At 66.5% G+C, this 14,591-nt stretch carries 16 protein-coding genes; 8 read left to right on the top strand and 8 right to left on the bottom strand.

The window, feature by feature from the left end; translation table 11 throughout:
* Window positions 1-83: 83 nt before the first annotated feature.
* Window positions 84-1,094: a hypothetical protein gene (locus AC1MDG_RS00635; RefSeq protein ID WP_479806844.1), complete on the bottom strand. Its 1,011-nt coding sequence runs from the start codon at window positions 1,092-1,094 to the stop codon at window positions 84-86.
* A gap of 387 nt (window positions 1,095-1,481) precedes the next feature.
* Entirely contained in the window at window positions 1,482-3,125 is a 1,644-nt protein-coding gene (locus AC1MDG_RS00640; protein WP_479806845.1) for an ATP-binding protein, read from the bottom strand.
* A 94-nt stretch (window positions 3,126-3,219) separates the two neighbouring features.
* Between AC1MDG_RS00640 and AC1MDG_RS00645 the strand changes: the two genes are divergently transcribed.
* Window positions 3,220-3,591: a DUF7793 family protein gene (locus tag AC1MDG_RS00645; RefSeq protein ID WP_479806846.1), complete on the top strand. Its 372-nt coding sequence runs from the start codon at window positions 3,220-3,222 to the stop codon at window positions 3,589-3,591.
* A gap of 53 nt (window positions 3,592-3,644) precedes the next feature.
* Window positions 3,645-4,466: a class I SAM-dependent methyltransferase gene (locus AC1MDG_RS00650; RefSeq protein WP_479806847.1), complete on the top strand. Its 822-nt coding sequence runs from the start codon at window positions 3,645-3,647 to the stop codon at window positions 4,464-4,466.
* Window positions 4,467-4,514: 48 nt separating this feature from the next.
* On the opposite strand, the gene AC1MDG_RS00655 is transcribed toward AC1MDG_RS00650, so the two are convergent.
* The 3 genes from AC1MDG_RS00655 to AC1MDG_RS00665 form a co-directional block, all read right to left on the bottom strand.
* Window positions 4,515-4,961: a hypothetical protein gene (locus AC1MDG_RS00655; protein WP_479806848.1), complete on the bottom strand. Its 447-nt coding sequence runs from the start codon at window positions 4,959-4,961 to the stop codon at window positions 4,515-4,517.
* A 130-nt stretch (window positions 4,962-5,091) separates the two neighbouring features.
* Window positions 5,092-6,045 (bottom strand): ADP-dependent NAD(P)H-hydrate dehydratase, encoded by a 954-nt coding sequence (locus AC1MDG_RS00660; protein ID WP_479806849.1) that lies wholly within the window; start codon window positions 6,043-6,045, stop codon window positions 5,092-5,094.
* Complete coding sequence (locus AC1MDG_RS00665) at window positions 6,029-6,775, bottom strand: histidine phosphatase family protein (protein WP_479806850.1); 747 nt, start codon at window positions 6,773-6,775, stop codon at window positions 6,029-6,031. Before AC1MDG_RS00665 ends, AC1MDG_RS00660 begins: the two co-directional genes overlap by 17 nt.
* 223 nt (window positions 6,776-6,998) lie before the next feature.
* Here AC1MDG_RS00665 and AC1MDG_RS00670 point away from each other — a divergent pair, with 223 nt between their 5' ends.
* The 3 genes from AC1MDG_RS00670 to AC1MDG_RS00680 all read left to right on the top strand — a co-directional run bounded on the left by AC1MDG_RS00670 (window position 6,999) and on the right by AC1MDG_RS00680 (window position 9,316).
* Entirely contained in the window at window positions 6,999-7,265 is a 267-nt protein-coding gene (locus AC1MDG_RS00670) for a DUF6480 family protein (RefSeq protein ID WP_479806851.1), read from the top strand.
* A gap of 34 nt (window positions 7,266-7,299) precedes the next feature.
* On the top strand, window positions 7,300-8,112 hold the full coding sequence (locus AC1MDG_RS00675) for an alpha/beta fold hydrolase (protein WP_479806852.1): 813 nt from the start codon (window positions 7,300-7,302) through the stop codon (window positions 8,110-8,112).
* 79 nt (window positions 8,113-8,191) lie between these two features.
* Window positions 8,192-9,316, top strand: coding sequence for a glycerate kinase (locus tag AC1MDG_RS00680; RefSeq protein WP_479806853.1), 1,125 nt, complete (start codon window positions 8,192-8,194; stop codon window positions 9,314-9,316).
* Between the two features lie 22 nt (window positions 9,317-9,338).
* Here the strand turns inward: AC1MDG_RS00680 and AC1MDG_RS00685 are convergent, their stop codons facing one another.
* Both AC1MDG_RS00685 and AC1MDG_RS00690 read right to left on the bottom strand, forming a co-directional pair.
* Entirely contained in the window at window positions 9,339-10,001 is a 663-nt protein-coding gene (locus AC1MDG_RS00685; protein WP_479806854.1) for a DUF6766 family protein, read from the bottom strand.
* 52 nt (window positions 10,002-10,053) lie between these two features.
* Window positions 10,054-10,545 carry a DUF6328 family protein gene (locus tag AC1MDG_RS00690; RefSeq protein WP_479806855.1) on the bottom strand — a complete coding sequence of 164 codons (492 nt, stop codon included), beginning with the start codon at window positions 10,543-10,545 and terminating at the stop codon, window positions 10,054-10,056.
* 211 nt (window positions 10,546-10,756) lie between these two features.
* Between AC1MDG_RS00690 and AC1MDG_RS00695 the strand changes: the two genes are divergently transcribed.
* Both AC1MDG_RS00695 and AC1MDG_RS00700 read left to right on the top strand, forming a co-directional pair.
* Complete coding sequence (locus AC1MDG_RS00695) at window positions 10,757-11,653, top strand: SDR family oxidoreductase (RefSeq protein WP_479806856.1); 897 nt, start codon at window positions 10,757-10,759, stop codon at window positions 11,651-11,653.
* A 49-nt stretch (window positions 11,654-11,702) separates the two neighbouring features.
* Window positions 11,703-12,236 carry a hypothetical protein gene (locus tag AC1MDG_RS00700; protein ID WP_479806857.1) on the top strand — a complete coding sequence of 178 codons (534 nt, stop codon included), beginning with the start codon at window positions 11,703-11,705 and terminating at the stop codon, window positions 12,234-12,236.
* 60 nt (window positions 12,237-12,296) lie between these two features.
* Here the strand turns inward: AC1MDG_RS00700 and AC1MDG_RS00705 are convergent, their stop codons facing one another.
* On the bottom strand, window positions 12,297-13,652 hold the full coding sequence (locus tag AC1MDG_RS00705) for a uracil-xanthine permease family protein (protein ID WP_043476715.1): 1,356 nt from the start codon (window positions 13,650-13,652) through the stop codon (window positions 12,297-12,299).
* A 206-nt stretch (window positions 13,653-13,858) separates the two neighbouring features.
* Between AC1MDG_RS00705 and AC1MDG_RS00710 the strand changes: the two genes are divergently transcribed.
* The gene (locus AC1MDG_RS00710; protein ID WP_479806858.1) at window positions 13,859-14,464 is read left to right on the top strand and encodes a malonic semialdehyde reductase; all 606 of its coding nucleotides are present in this window, start codon (window positions 13,859-13,861) and stop codon (window positions 14,462-14,464) included.
* The last annotated feature ends 127 nt before the right edge of the window (window positions 14,465-14,591 follow it).

Genomic DNA, 14,591 nt, shown 5'->3' on the forward strand with positions numbered 1-14,591 from the left:
AGCCGTCTGGCCTCCCTTGGCCCACCGAACCTCCGGCGAGGCTTTGTGACTAAAGTACACCGTCCACCCGCGTCCGGAGCCCGCTACCCTACATCGGCCGCAAACGCGCGGACCTGTGCGCTCCGTTCCGAGGCGGCGGCGTTGTCGAAAAGCTCGGCCGCATCCGCCAGCCGCTGCAGCGCCTCGTCCCGTTCACCGTTGGCTAGAAGGGATTTCCCCAGCAGGAATGAGGCTTCTCCGGCCGTTTGGGTGGCCAGGATCCCGGCTTCGGTGCACAGCGGCCTGAGCATGTTGATTGCGGTGGCCATGTCGCCGGTCAGGAAATTCCAATGCGCGCGGGCAAAGGACATTTCGAGAAGATCGCGATCGCTGCCGCCCACCACTTCGGTGGCTAGTTCGGCCCGTTCGATGCAGCGGAGGGTCGCGGGTCCGGTGAGTTCGGCCTCCAGGCGCATCACCGCTGAGGCGCGGTTGAACCTGGCCCAGAGGTCCACGTCCTTCGACGGCGAGAGGCTTTCGGCAGCCATGTCATGGTACCGGCCGCCGTCCGCCACCCTGCCGGTAAGGAACGCTACGTTTCCGATCACCCAATACGCCTTGCCGGCGGTGTCCTCGTCCACGAGTTCAGTCAGCAGGCCCTCCAACAGGAGGCACTGCTCCCAGGCCTCATCCAGCCGGCGGCTTTCGGCGAGGGCGGCAATCAGGGCGCGCTGTGCCTCTACATGGAGGTAGACATACTCAGCGTTGCCGGCCACGAGGTTGGCCGCTGCCGCAGCCGAGGACACGGCATCCGGGAGCCGGCCAAGCCCTTGCTGTGCGACAGCCAGGAGCGTGTAGGCCCGGGCTGCCAATAATGCATGCTCCGCCGAGAGCGGAGACTCGGCGAGGGACTTGGCGACGTCCAGGCACTCGGAGATCGAGCCCTCGTCACGGAGGCACTCGGCCTTCAGGTAGATCATGTTCCACCAGCCGGAATAGTCCCCGGACTCCACAGCGAGGGCGGCGGCCGCGGCAGCCTGCGCTTTCGCGGCCGCATAATCGCGGTTCCTGGCGCTTTCGCGGGCCTGCAGCTCGGCAACTACGTAAGGAGTCAAATTCCGGGGAGACGGCATTTGACAATTATCCACCCTCGCAGCCCCCGCTGCTGTCGGGCCTCCGGAATTACTTTCGTATTACATGGCTTATATGTTGATGATCCGACCGTATAATGACGCTCGTAATGCATGATCGAACCTAATTGATTGAAAGGACCAACGGATGAAGAAGATTGCCGCAACATTCTTGCTCACCGGCGTTCTGGCTGTCGCTGGATTTGCAGCACCCGCCAACGCCGCTCCTAAGTCGGACACAACTGTCAGCAGCTCCGGTAAGACGACGACTACCCAGTCCTCCATCGGTTGGTGGCCCAACTAGTTCGGCAAAACAGAACTGCCCCCGGATTTCGCATCCGGGGGCAGTTCTTTTTAAGACCGGAATACGGTTTAAGGTCCGGAAACAGGCAACTGAACGGTGATGGTGGTCCCTGCCCCGAGTGCCGAGCTGACCGCCAGGTACCCGCGGTGCGCTTTCACAATGTCGTATGCAATGGCGAGTCCCAGGCCGCTGCCGGGGACGGCAGTGGACGTGGCATTGGATGCACGGAAAAACCGGGTGAACAGATGCGGAATTTCTTCCTCCGGGATTCCAACGCCGGTGTCGCGTACATGCACATTTACGCCTGGCTCGCCATCCGTCATTGCCTCAAAACGGCAGCTGACAACAATCTTGCCTCCGCGTGGCGTGAATTTGATGGCATTTGAAACAAGGTTGGTAAACACCTGCTCCAACTGGACTTCATCGGCGATTATCGCGGGGTCGCCGTCACACAGCTCCAAGGAGATGGAAACATCACCCAGTTCCGCCAGGGGTCGCAGCGCCACCGTCACAATCTGCAGGGTGTGCCCCAGCTGGACGGGCCCCAAGTGCAGGTTGGCGCCGTCGTAGTCCTGGCGCGAAACAGTGAGCATATCCTCGATCAGGCGGCGGAGCCGCTCCGAGTTCCGGACAATGATGTCCAGCATCCGGTCCACTTCAGGGGGCACCGGCCCTCCCACGCCGTCCTGGATCATGTCCAGGTAGGCGGAGATGGACGTGAGCGGGGTCCGGAGCTCATGGTTGACGGTGGCCAGGAAATCGGTCTTGGCCTGGTCAAGATGCCGCAACTGCTTTACCACCTGTTGCTGGGCGCTCATCAGGTGGCTTTGGATGAGCCCGTAGGCAACGTTGCCGGCAACGTGCTGGATCAGGGAGATTTCGGTGCGTGTCCAGACCCGCGGCTCGTCCAGCTGCGCAATCCAGATCACGCCAAGGGCCGATTTCCCTTCACCCACGGGAACGAAGGCGGACGCCCAGGGGCCCATGTGTTCAGACCAGGCCGCCAGTTCCTGGTCCTCAGGGGACCATTCGTGGAAGTGGTGGTCCTCCACTGCAAGCACTTCGGCCTCCGACCACAGCCGGTCCGCAACACCGTGCGCGGAGAACTCCTGGATGCCCAGTCCGTCCGGGACCGGGGCGAGGTCAGGGCGGTGCCACTCGGCAGCTATCCGGGGCACGCGGTCGTCGTCGAACGTGGTGAACAGTACGCGGTCGGCACCAAACGTCTCGCCGAATCCCCTCACCACGCAATCCGAAATCAGGCGGGGATCGTGGGTGGCGCGGATTGCGGAGGACACTCCCCGGAGTTTTTCGCGGAGCCGTTCAGCGCTTTGCCGTGCGTCGGAGCGCTGGGCGGCGCGGCTGATCAGGACGTCCGCCCGGTGAACGAGCTCGTCCGGAGCGGCGGGCTTTGCGATGTAGTCCGCCATGCCTAGTGTCCGGAGGCTTTCCGCCGCGGACTCGTCCGCAAGATCGATGAGGAGGAGCAGCGGTGCATTCACCGGCGAGCCCGCCAATGCATGATCCGCGACGACGATGCTGGGATTGTGCTTCTCCAGCAGCGCGGTCAGGATTTCGTGGTTTAAGGCCGTGGAGACCTCGAACCCCGCGGCCGCAAGGACCGCGGCCGTAGCGGACAGGCGGCCGCTGTCCGGATCCGCCACGATGGCCGTGCGTGGTACGAGTGATTTCTCCGCCGTCTGAATTACCACACTGCCCCCTTCGGTCCCCGGTTGAGTACATTGTAGGGTGACATCAGTCGCACGCATCCCGTGCGGGGTAACCCTGGCGGGAGGAATGGCGGATATGTCCGGAGATAGCGAGGTGGGCACAGAGGCGGGATTGTCGCTGGGAACCGACGGAGTGCTTCGGCTGACGTGGCCGCGGGGGGCCTCCATAACGGCTGAGGACGCGGAGCGCGCCATGCTCAGGGTGAACCAGCTGTGCGGCAGTGACCGGCATCCCATGCTGGTGGACATGGCCACCACCGCCGATGTGTCGCGCGGCGCCCGCGCAGTCTTCGGGCGCCCGTGCCAGGCGTCCAGGATCGCATTGCTGGGGTCCTCGCCGGTGGACCGGGTCCTGGCTAATTTCTTCCTCGGGATCAACGCGGTGCCGTGCCCCACCAGGTTCTTCACGTCGGAGCCGGACGCACTTACCTGGCTTGCCCTCACGTGACTCATGGCGCCTGATTCCGCGGGCGCCACTTCGGATGCCCTTATATTTGGACAATGCTCGCCGCCCTGAAGAAGTATCTGCTGGTCCCCAAGCTTGTGCGGTTGTCCGCAGGGGCGCCGCGGGACCACCACGTCGCCTGGGACCGGTTCTGGTCCACTGTGAAAACCACGGGGGCCAGCGGCGACGTTCTCTGGGACTCCGGCACCGACCACGAGATGCAGGGCTACGTGGACAGGCTGCGCCTGCACCTGGACCGGGCGCTGCCGGTTGTGGATATCGGCTGCGGCAACGGCAGCTTCACCCGGCAACTGGCCGGCCATTTCCCGTATGCCGTGGGTGTCGATGTTTCCGCCCACGCGGTCCGGCGTGCCCGCGCCGAGTCGGCCGGGCTGACTAATGTCTCTTACGCCGTCCGGGACATGACGGCTTCCGGCGCCGGCCATGGACTGGATGCGGAGCTTGCCGCGCTGGCCGCGGGGGGACAGGCGGGACGCGGCGCGAATGTGTTCATCCGCGGCGTGCTGCACGTCCTGGGCGAACGTGACCGGTATGCCCTGGCCGAGAACGCCCGCGCCATCACGGGGGCAAACGGCCGCGTGTTCCTGGCCGAAACCGACTTCCGGGGAAACGCCATCGACTACGTGTCGCACCTCGGCGCAACGCTCCGGTCCATCCCTGCGCCGCTTGAAGGTGCCATTCGCGCGCTGCCGATGCCGGGACGTTTCGGCCCCAGGGAGCGGAGCCTGGCGTTCCCGGCCAGCCGCTGGGAACTGATCGAGGAGGGTCCCGCGACGATCGAGACGATGCCCTTGTCCAACCCCGCTCGGGCTGACCTCATCCCCGGCTACTTCGCCGTGCTGCAGGCGCGGGGCTAGCTGCAGGGGAGGGGCCAGGAGCCACTCCCGCCCCTGCGGCCGCTGGCGCTAGCCGCGGCCCATGCTGGTTGAGGGGTCGCCGTCCGCCTCGGACGGATCCGCGCGCAGGTCGCCTGGGTCCGGCTCCGGGAGGCCTGCGGGGCCAGGCGTTCCGTGTCCGGCGGCGCCGGCGCGGAAGCCCGGGTCTTCACCGGGATCCGGATTTTCACCGCGGTCCGGGCCTTCGCCCGGCGCGGGGGCGCCATGAGGATCATCGAGCGGCGGAGCGTCGTCCGGCCGGGTCCGGGGCCTCTCCGGCGGCATGCCGGGCGGGCCTTCGCCCGGATCCACTGAGTCCGTGGCGTTGGAACCTTCGCTGATGGAGGAGTGAACCCGGATGTCCTCGTTCGGATCGCCGGGATCCGGCACATGCCCGTCGTCGGTTCTGGGCGCGGTGCCCGCCAAGTCCTCGACGGCGTTCCTGGCAGCTTTCTCGATGCTGTCTCCGATTCCCATTGCCCCGCTCCTCACTGTTCCCTCGGACTGTTCCATCGGGCTCTTCCATCGGCGTGAGCCGACAAGCCGGTGATGCTGACACTCCAGATTTATCAGCATGCTTATGAATAGTCCAGAGTCCTCCGAAGCCTCAGCTTCCAAGTTCCATCATCAGGGCGGGCAGTTCATCGGCAAGTTCCCGGGCCAGGTAGCCGAGGCTTCCCAGCCGGCTCGCCAGCCTGTCGCCGGCGGCGGCGTGGAGGTGGGTGCCCCAGCACGTCGCCTGCGCATCCGACGTCCCCCGGGCGCGCAGTCCGGCGATGGCGCCGGCCAGAATGTCCCCGCTGCCGGACGTGCCCAAGCCGCCGTATCCGGTGGTGATTTCCCATAGCCGGATACCGCCGTCGCCGGTGTCCTCCGGGCTTCCGCCTTTCCTTCCGCCCTGTCCCGGACCGGCGATGACGCCCTGGCAACTCACCACGGCGCTGTAACGAGCTGCTATTTCCGCAACGTCCTGGTGCAGGTCCTTGACGTCCCGCCCCAACAGGATTCCGGATTCGGTGATATTCGGTGTCAGGATGAGCCGGCCCGCCCATGGGCCCAGCTCGTCGAGGAGGGCCGGAAGGCAGCCCAAAGCGTAGGCGTCGAGTACCACCGCGGGCCGGTCGGCAGAGTCTTCGCCGTCCCCGTCGCCTTCGTCCAGTTTCAGCAGCTCCCTTAGGAGCGACTCCGCCTCGCCCAGGTCGTCCAGTCCCGGTCCCACCAGGACCGCCGTAGCTTTCCCTAGTTCGTCGGCCAAGGCCGATGTCCCGGAGCCCCGGACAGCGCCGTCGTTCGTTTCAGCGAGGCCCACCACCCCCGCTTCCGGCAGCGCCACCGCAACGTGCACCGCCGTGGACCCCGCAACTGCCAGGGTGAGCCGGCCCGCGCCGGCGCGCAGGGCCGCGGTGCCGGCCAGCAGGGCGGCGCCCGGAGTCTTCCGGGCTCCGCCAATGACCAGCACGGATCCGCGGTCGTCCTTGCCGGATCCGCCGCCCGGAAGCGGCCAGTCGTGCAGCAGGGTGGGGGTGACCGGCTCGGCTGCCGGCCTACGCGGGGTGGACACTGGCGTCTCCCGCATGCTCGGTCACTGCAACGCCTTCGCTGACCAGATGATCGGCCATGTTGAAGCTTTCCAGCACCCACGGTCCGGCACCGTCCGGCCGCACGAACCGCGTGAGGGAGGCGTTGAGGATGGTGGATGTGGCCGCGATATCGAGGATTTCCGGTTCGGTGAGCCCTTCCAGGATGTAACGGAACAGCAGGATCAGGGCGTCGTGGCACACCAGCACCACCCGGCCGGCGCCCGGTTGCCGTTCCAGGTCGGCCAGCAGGGAGCGAAGCCGAAGCACGACGTCGGCCCAGGATTCGCCGCCGGGCGGCCGGTAGTAGAACTTTCCCAGCCATCGCCGCCGTGCCGCTTCCTCCGGCAGCCGGGCTTCCACGCCCGCGGAGGTCAGCATGTCCAGGATGCCCAGTTCCCGGTCGCGAAGCCGCTCATCGATGAGGATTGCCGCGGGCCACCCGCCCGTCTTCACGGCGAGTTCGGCCGTTTGGCGGGCGCGGACGTAGGGCGATGACCAGACTGATGCGGGCCGCTGCTCGTCGGGAAAGTCAGCGAACAGCCTGCCGAGGGCAACTGCCTGGTCCCGTCCGGTGGCGGAAAGCTCCACATCGGCATCCCGCGCCGGAACCGCAATGACGTGGGCTCCGGATTCCCTGGCCATCGTCGCGGCCACGTTGCCCTCGCTCTCGCCGTGCCGCACCAGCAGAAGCTCGGTCAGTCCCGTTCGCATGGGACCTCTTCCTGAAGAATCTCGGTCATAGGATTGCGGCATTGCTACCCCCTTGGTCCTGGCCCGTTCCGTGGGCCGTAGTCGCGCCCCCATTGGCGGCGCATGGCTCAGGAATGCCCACGTTACTACTCCTCGTGAGTCCTTGTCGCGGCAACCGGGGAGGGCTAGGCTGGCCACCCATCAGCTTGCGCATCTCCGCATTCTCCCGAAGAACGGACTACACATGAGCACGTACCACCCGGAGAACGACCCCTCGAATCCGGACCGTCCCGGCAACGCGGAACCGGCGTCAGGGCGGCCGGACCCTGAAGCAACGAAACCTGAAGAAACGGCCGGGAAGGACCGGACGTCCAAGGATCCTGCGGCCACGGCGAATCCTGACCCATTGGAAGGAAACATCACCGGCCTGGAGCCCGGCGGCGGCGTTCCGCCCGGCGAAACGCCGCCCGCGGAAGACTCCATGAGCGCGGACCAGGGGCACGGCGAATAGCTGAATCCGGTCCGCCGGGGGCTATCCTCAACGGATGAAGGGTGCCGTAGCTACAGACGTCGAGGCCGGGGGCCTCCGCGGGCGGATGTACGCTTCGCGTGCCACACCAGCCGTCCGCGCGGAGGCCCCCGCGGAGTCCCCGACCATTGTCCTCATCCACGGGATTGGCGTCTCCCACCGCTACCTTGTCCGGCTGCACCAGGCAATGGCCCGGGTGGCGGACACCATTTCGATCGACCTTCCCGGCTTCGGCTCCACGCCTCGCCCGGACCGCCAGCTCATGGTGGCGGACCAGGCAGCCTTTATCCATGACGTGCTGGACAAGGCCGGGGTGGGGCCCCGTGTCCTGGTGGGCCACTCTATGGGGGCGCAGTTCGTCTTGGAAGCCGCCCTGCAGCGTCCGGATCAGGTGCCGCAGGTGGTGCTGATGGGGCCGGTGGTGGACGTTCGGCGCCGCACGTTGCCCCGCCAGATGCTCGCGCTGGCCAAAGACGCAGTCCTGTACGAAACCCCGGGCTCTAACGCCCTGGTGTTCAGCGACTACCTGCGGTGCGGGCCGCTCTGGTACCTCAAAGAGCTGCGGGTCATGATGAACTACCGGACCGAGGAGCGGATCCGCGGGCTGGTCACGCCCGTGATGGTCCTCCGCGGCACATCCGATCCCATCGCAACGGGTGAATGGTGCCGGATCCTGACCCGCCGGGCACCGGCGGGGACGTTGGTGGAGGTCCCCGGCTCCGGGCACGTGGTCCAGCACACCGGCACGGCCCAGGTGGCGGACGCAATCAGCAGCTTCACGGGACTCCCCGGTTCCGGCGCCCCGGAACAAGTCCTGAACCGTCAGTAGTCCGGGCCGCGCTGGTCACTTACGCGGGGTTCATGACAACAGGCAAGCGCTTTCCTATGGATGCTGGCAGGATAGACGCATGCGCATTCTCATCGCTCCGGACAAGTTCAAAGGGTCACTCACCGCTGCAGAGGCCGCCAGCGCCATCGCCGAGGGGGCGCTGCGCGTCTATCCGGATGCGGTTGCCACGCAGTTCCCTGTTGCCGACGGCGGGGAGGGCACCCTTGAGGCCGCCGTTGCCGCCGGCTACGAGGAACGGCTGAACGCGGTCGTCGGCCCCATCCTGGCGCCCATCGGCGCGGCCTGGGCCATCCGCAAGGATGCCTTCGGCGGCGCGACCGCCGTCATTGAGACCGCCCAGGCGTCGGGGCTGGCGCACATGGAGCCGACACCAGCGAACGCGCTGCGCGCCCACAGCTACGGCTGCGGCCAGCTGATCGCCGCTGCGCTGGACGCCGGAGCCACGGAAATCGTGCTGGGCGTGGGCGGCTCCGCCATGACCGACGGCGGCAGCGGCGCCCTGCGCGCCCTCGGCCTGAAGCCGCTGGACGCCGCCGGGAACGTGGTTCCCCTGGGCGGCGGTTCCCTGATGGACGTTGCGGAGGTGGATGTCTCCGGCCTTGATCCCCGGCTGGCTGCCGTCACGTTCCGGATTGCGGTGGATGTCCAGAACCCGCTGTTCGGACCCAACGGCGCGGCGCACGTCTTCGGCCCGCAGAAGGGGGCCGATGAGGACGCCGTCGAACGGCTGGACGCAGGGCTTCGCAACTGGGCATCCGTCCTCCGGGAAGCCACGGGGCGCGATGTCGGCGAGCCCGGAGCCGGCGCGGCGGGCGGGTTCCCGGCGTCGTTCCTGGCGTTCAGCAACGCAACCCTGGAAGGCGGCTTCGCGCTGGTGGCGGGCCTGACCGGCCTGGCGGCGCAGCTGGCGGAAGCGGACCTTGTGATCACCGGCGAGGGGTCCATGGATTCGCAGTCGCTGGAAGGCAAGGCGCCCATTGCCCTGGCCGATGCAGCACGCGAGCGGGGCATCCCCGTGATTGTGGTGGCCGGGCGCATCCTGGTCACTCCCGAGGACCTTGCCGAGCACGGAGTGGTGGCCGCCGCGCAGCTGCTGGACGTCGCGGCCAGCCCGGAAGACGCGGTGGCCAACGCCGCCAAGTACCTCGCGTGGGCCACCAGCCAGGTCCTCGAGGGGGCCTGACGCCGGCGCCTCCGGATATGCGTTAGGCGCCGGTCTCGTAATGCGGTTCGGCCACAGGTTTGGATTCGGGGGAACCCCGTTCGCGAAGGTAGACCGAGGCTCCCACCAGGACGGCAACGGCCAGGAATTCGCTCTGCCAGTTCTGGAAGGACTCAAACCAGAACCGGCTGGTGGCGAGGTAGCCAAGCAGCGTCACGCCGGGCTGCCCGTGGCTTTGCTGTTCCTGGCTGTATTCCTCGCTTCCGCCCACGGCATGGAGGGTGAAGGATGCCAGGAACAGCAGCAGGAACATGATCGACAGTGAGTGCTCATACACCTTGAGCACCACGCCTCCGCGGCGCACGGGCCATGGCGTGGCCGCCTTAACCGTCGCGTCCCGCGGATCCTGGTCCTGCGGCGCGGCGCGGCCCATCGGCTTGGATTCCGAGGAGCCCTTCTGGAAAAGGAAGACCGTCAGGATGACGTACATGCCCATCTGCAGGAATTCCGATTCCCAGTTCTCGAAGGTCGCTTCCATGAATGCGCCGGTGGCGAGGTAGCCGGCAATTCCCACCGCCGGCTGTCCATGGGCAAGCTGGTCTTCGCTGTAATCGCTTGCCCCGCTGACCACCATGCCGCCGAAAAACAACGCGAACAGCCCAATGTTGGCCAGCAGCAGCCCGTGTTCCTTAACCCACTTCTTCATGGCGCCTCCCGTAGAGTTTGGTTGAATTCAGTCACAGGTCCCGGCATTCCGGCTAGACCTTCGCTGCCCGTTTGAGGAGCCAGAGCGGCACGAATACAAGTAGCAGGATCATCGCGGCGAGGATTCCTCCGCCTGCGAGGAGTCCGGCATCGCGCCCGGCGGTCACATCAAACACGAGTGACGCCGTTCCGGCGCTCAGGAGTGCAACGCCGGCCAGCGCCACTTTGGCTATCCGGTCCGCACTCGAGACGAGCATCTTCTTGAGCTGCTTCCGGAAGAGCCTGCGGTGCACGCTGACAGGCAGGAGGATGACGGCGGTGGTCAGTGCGGCGAGGATCACGTTGGCAAGGTAAAGGCCCACCTGGTAGTCGTCCAGTGTCTTGAACCGCTCCTGGAAGGGGATGGTCAGGAGGAAACCTGCGAGGATCTGCACCCCGGTCTGCAGGACCCGGAGTTCCTGGATCAGCTCTCCCCAGTTGCGGTCCATCTGTTGGTTGACGGTCTCGTTCCTGCCGTCGCCAACCACCGCATCGCGTTCTGACATGGGCTCACCTCCGGGCCTCGCACGCCGCAGCGCGCCACTAACTCTCAACCTAGGCTTGAAGCCTCCGTCAGGCAATACTCCGCCCCAGGGCAATACTAAGTTTACTGACTAATTTGTCCAAAACGGTGGACTTGCCCTGTCTGCTGGGATAGTTTCGAAGGGCCGGTCATGGACCGGAACCAGCACAACCGAGACGCTAGCGAGGTGGACTATGACGGACAAGAAGCAGGACCACCAGCCGCGGGACCCCAGGGCGGGCTACCACGAGGGGCCTTTCCCGGAGCAGGTCCAGGAGCAGCCCGGGCTCACCGCGCCCATGGATCCGCAGCCGGACCACGGCGAGGAAAGCTACGAGGGAAGCAACGCGCTAACCGGCAAGGCGGCGCTCATCACCGGCGGGGATTCCGGGATCGGCAGGGCCGTGGCCATTGCCTTCGCCCGCGAGGGGGCCGACGTCGCCATTTCCTACCTTCCCGAAGAGGAAGACGACGCCCAGGACACGGCGGCGTGGATCCGCAAGGCCGGGCAACGGGCCCTGTTGCTGGCCGGCGATGGCCGCAGCGAAGAGTTCAGCACCCGGATCGTGGCGGATACCCTGGCGGAGTTCGGGCGCCTGGACGTGGTAGTGCTGAATGCGGCCTACCAAAAGAACCGCGACAGCTTTGAGTCGCTTCCCACCGAGGAATTCGACCGCGTCTTCAAGACCAACCTGTATTCCCTGCTCTGGACGGCCAGGGGGGCAGTGCCCCACCTCAAGGCCGGCGCCTCCATCATCACCACCGCTTCCATTCAGGCCTTCAACCCGTCACCGGGCCTCATCGACTACGCCATGACGAAGGGCGCCCAGGTCGCTTTCACCAAGGCCCTGGCCCAGGAGCTTGGCCCCAAGGGCATCCGGGTCAACGCCGTCGCGCCCGGTCCCATCTGGACGCCGCTGATTCCCGCCACGGAGTGGCCCGAAAAGCTGCCGGAGTTCGGCCAGGACACCCCGTTGGGCCGTGCGGGACAGCCCGCCGAGCTCGCGGCAGCCTATGTCCTGCTCGCCTCGGATCACGGCTCCTACATCTCCGGGGCCGTCCTTCCGGTGACAGGCGGCAAGGGCCTCTAACGCTTGCCACGGACTTTCCCTTAAGACCCGTCTATCCAGGAGGAATGACATGACGCAGGAGAACCAGGGCACACCCATCGAGGAGGAGGGCGGCTACGGTACGCCCACAGTCGAGCAGGAAATGGGCGGTGCAGACAACAAGAAGTTCGCCCAGCCCCGTGAGGAGGAAGCCTTCGACGCGGCTGGCCTGAGCCAGGACAGCCCCGACGGCGAAACCTACCCCGCCGGCGCGCCGGACCTCAGCCAGTTCGGCGCCGAAGACCAGGACAGTGCAGGAGAACCCGGAGCGGGACGCTTCGGAGGAACGGAGGACCAGATGAACGCGGAAACCGAAAGCAGCGGCCCCGGCTTTGAGCCGGAGAACTCAGGGCCGGACAACCAGACGGCAGCCGGAAGCAACGCCGCGGTTCCGTCCGCGGAGGCCGAGATGGATGAGTCCAATACGGAGGATCCCGACGCAGGGCGGCCGTTCTCCTCGGAACCGAACCAGGACGCGGCCGGAATTCCGGACGGCAGCGGCACGGACCTGCCGGACAGCAAGGCCCCCAAGGACCGGGACGACGACAGTTTTGACGCCGGATAAGTCGACGCCGGATGTACGGCCCGGGCGGGCGGCTGCTGATGCGGCCGCCCGCCCGCGTCGTTAAGGGCGCTTTTTCGGAGTCCGCTTGGCCGCGGCGTTGATCGCGGCCTTGACTGCCGGGGGCAGCCCAGCCTGTTCGGTTTCCGGTTCCGCGACGCTGCCGCGGGCCTTCGCGATCGCCTTCATGCCGTGGTAGATCACCAGTGCGGCAGCGGAGCCCAGGGCGATGCCGGTGAACGTCAGTTCGCCGATGGTCCAGGTGTAGTTCGCGATGCCGATGATCAGGGCCACTGCTGCGGTGGTCAGGTTGACCGGGTTGGAGAAGTTGACCTTGTTCTGGACCCAGATCTTGACGCCCAGGATGCCGATCATGCCGTAGAGCATGGTGGCGGCCCCGCCCAGCACGCCCGCCGGAACCGTGGCGATCAGTTCGCCGAATTTGGGGGAGAAGCTCAGGATGATTGCGAAGATGCCGGCCACCCAGTAGGCCGCCGTCGAATAGACCTTCGTTGCAGCCATGACGCCGATGTTCTCGGCGTAGGTGGTGGTTCCGGAACCGCCGCCGAAGCCGGCCAGCACCGTGGCGGCGCCATCGGCCATCAGGGCGCGGCCGGAGACGCCGTCGAGGTTCTGGCCCGTCATGGCGGACACGGACTTCACGTGGCCGATGTTCTCGGCAACCAGCACCAGCACCACGGGAACGAAGAGGCCCACCACACCAAGGTGGAATTCGGGGGTCTGGAAGTGCGGCAGCCCCACCCACGCGGCGGCGTCCATTTTGGCGTAGTCAACTTCGCCGCGGATCATTGCCACCAGGTAGCCCACCACCACGCCCACCAGGATGCTCAGCCGGCCCAGGATGCCCTTGAACAGCACGCTGACCAGAATGATGGTGGCCAGGGTGATCGCCGCGGTGACGGGGGCGGCGTCGAAGTTGCTTTTCGCGGCCGGGGCCAGGTTCAGCCCGATCAGGGCCACGATGGCCCCGGTGACGATGGGCGGCATGAGCCGGTTGATCCACCCGGCCCCGAATTTCTGCACCACGGCGCCGATAACGGCCAGCCCGGCGCCGGCGAGCACCACTCCGCCCAGTGCGCCGGGAATCCCGAACTGCTGCTGGGAGGCCATGATGGGGGCAATAAACGCAAAGCTTGAGCCAAGGTAGCTGGGCACCCGGCCCTGCGTGATCACCAGGAACAGCAGGGTTCCGATGCCGGAGAAGAACAGGGTGGTTGCCGGCGGCATTCCAGTGATGATCGGCACCAGGAACGTGGCGCCGAACATGGCCACCACGTGCTGCATTCCCACGCCGATGGTCAGCGGCCAGGTGAGCCGTTCACCGGGGGCCACCACCTCACCGGGCCGGACCGACTTTCCGTTGCCGTGAAGCTTCCATTTGGTACCAAGCATGCTCATGGCCGGGAGCCTTTCAAAGAAATTTGTGTCGGGAGCGGGGAAGGAATCTTCCGGAGCAACATTACCGCCCGACGCCGTGGTGCCCGCCGCTGTGGGGAAGGTCACGCGGGGTCACGGGAAGAGGAAGGATTCGCTTGAAGTTGCAACTATGGATAGCAGAACCGCCGGCCGCCTCCGGGTGAGCGGGCCCAGCGAGAGGGATGCAGATGACAATTGCCCATGAAGAAGCAGTGATCGACGCAGCCGCAGTGGACGCGATCTTCGCCGAAGCCCGCACGGCCAACGCCTTCACCGGAGAGGTTACGGATGAGCAGGCCCGCGCCATCTACGAGCTGACCAAGTTCGGACCCACGGCTTTCAATTCCCAGCCGCTGCGCGTGACGTATGTCCGCTCCGACGAGGCCCGCGCCCGGCTGGTCGACACCCTGGCCAACGGCAACAAAGCCAAGACTGCCTCCGCCCCGCTGGTCGCAATCCTCAGCTACGACACCGCATGGCAGGACCAGTGGGAGAACTTCCTGCCCCGCTACAACGCACCCAAGGCCATGTACGACGCTGCGCCGGACCTCGCCGCCAGCACGGGCAACAACAACGCCCACCTTCAGGCCGGCTACTTCATCCTGGCGGTCCGCTCGCTCGGTTTCGCGGCCGGCCCCATGACGGGCGCCGACTTCTCCGCCATCGACGCGGCGTTCTTCCCCGCCGGCGACCAGAAGAGCTTCCTGGTGGTCAACATCGGCCAGCCCGGTCCCGACGCCTGGGGCGAAGCCAAGCCGAAGTTCCCGTACGAAGATGTGGTCCGCACCGTCTAGTTCCGCCGCGTGCGGATCCGCGCGGTTCCGGGGCGGCGTGCTGCCGGATTAGAACGCGGGTAAAAACGCGGGCCCGTCGCGCAAAGAGGCCCCCGGCACGATGGGGGACACGCCGGAGGCACTCTGG

Source organism: Arthrobacter sp. AIWTK1 (assembly GCF_056680535.1).

Excerpts from the sequence above, each read along its gene's own strand:
- AC1MDG_RS00645 (WP_479806846.1), top strand. The coding sequence starts at position 3,220 with ATGTCCGGAGATAGCGAGGTGGGCACAGAGGCGGGATTGTCGCTGGGA.
- AC1MDG_RS00650 (WP_479806847.1), top strand. The coding sequence starts at position 3,645 with ATGCTCGCCGCCCTGAAGAAGTATCTGCTGGTCCCCAAGCTTGTGCGG.
- AC1MDG_RS00655 (WP_479806848.1), bottom strand. The coding sequence starts at position 4,961 with ATGGGAATCGGAGACAGCATCGAGAAAGCTGCCAGGAACGCCGTCGAG.
- AC1MDG_RS00665 (WP_479806850.1), bottom strand. The coding sequence starts at position 6,775 with ATGCGAACGGGACTGACCGAGCTTCTGCTGGTGCGGCACGGCGAGAGC.
- AC1MDG_RS00670 (WP_479806851.1), top strand. The coding sequence starts at position 6,999 with ATGAGCACGTACCACCCGGAGAACGACCCCTCGAATCCGGACCGTCCC.
- AC1MDG_RS00675 (WP_479806852.1), top strand. The coding sequence starts at position 7,300 with ATGAAGGGTGCCGTAGCTACAGACGTCGAGGCCGGGGGCCTCCGCGGG.
- AC1MDG_RS00680 (WP_479806853.1), top strand. The coding sequence starts at position 8,192 with ATGCGCATTCTCATCGCTCCGGACAAGTTCAAAGGGTCACTCACCGCT.
- AC1MDG_RS00685 (WP_479806854.1), bottom strand. The coding sequence starts at position 10,001 with ATGAAGAAGTGGGTTAAGGAACACGGGCTGCTGCTGGCCAACATTGGG.
- AC1MDG_RS00690 (WP_479806855.1), bottom strand. The coding sequence starts at position 10,545 with ATGTCAGAACGCGATGCGGTGGTTGGCGACGGCAGGAACGAGACCGTC.
- AC1MDG_RS00695 (WP_479806856.1), top strand. The coding sequence starts at position 10,757 with ATGACGGACAAGAAGCAGGACCACCAGCCGCGGGACCCCAGGGCGGGC.
- AC1MDG_RS00700 (WP_479806857.1), top strand. The coding sequence starts at position 11,703 with ATGACGCAGGAGAACCAGGGCACACCCATCGAGGAGGAGGGCGGCTAC.
- AC1MDG_RS00705 (WP_043476715.1), bottom strand. The coding sequence starts at position 13,652 with ATGAGCATGCTTGGTACCAAATGGAAGCTTCACGGCAACGGAAAGTCG.
- AC1MDG_RS00710 (WP_479806858.1), top strand. The coding sequence starts at position 13,859 with ATGACAATTGCCCATGAAGAAGCAGTGATCGACGCAGCCGCAGTGGAC.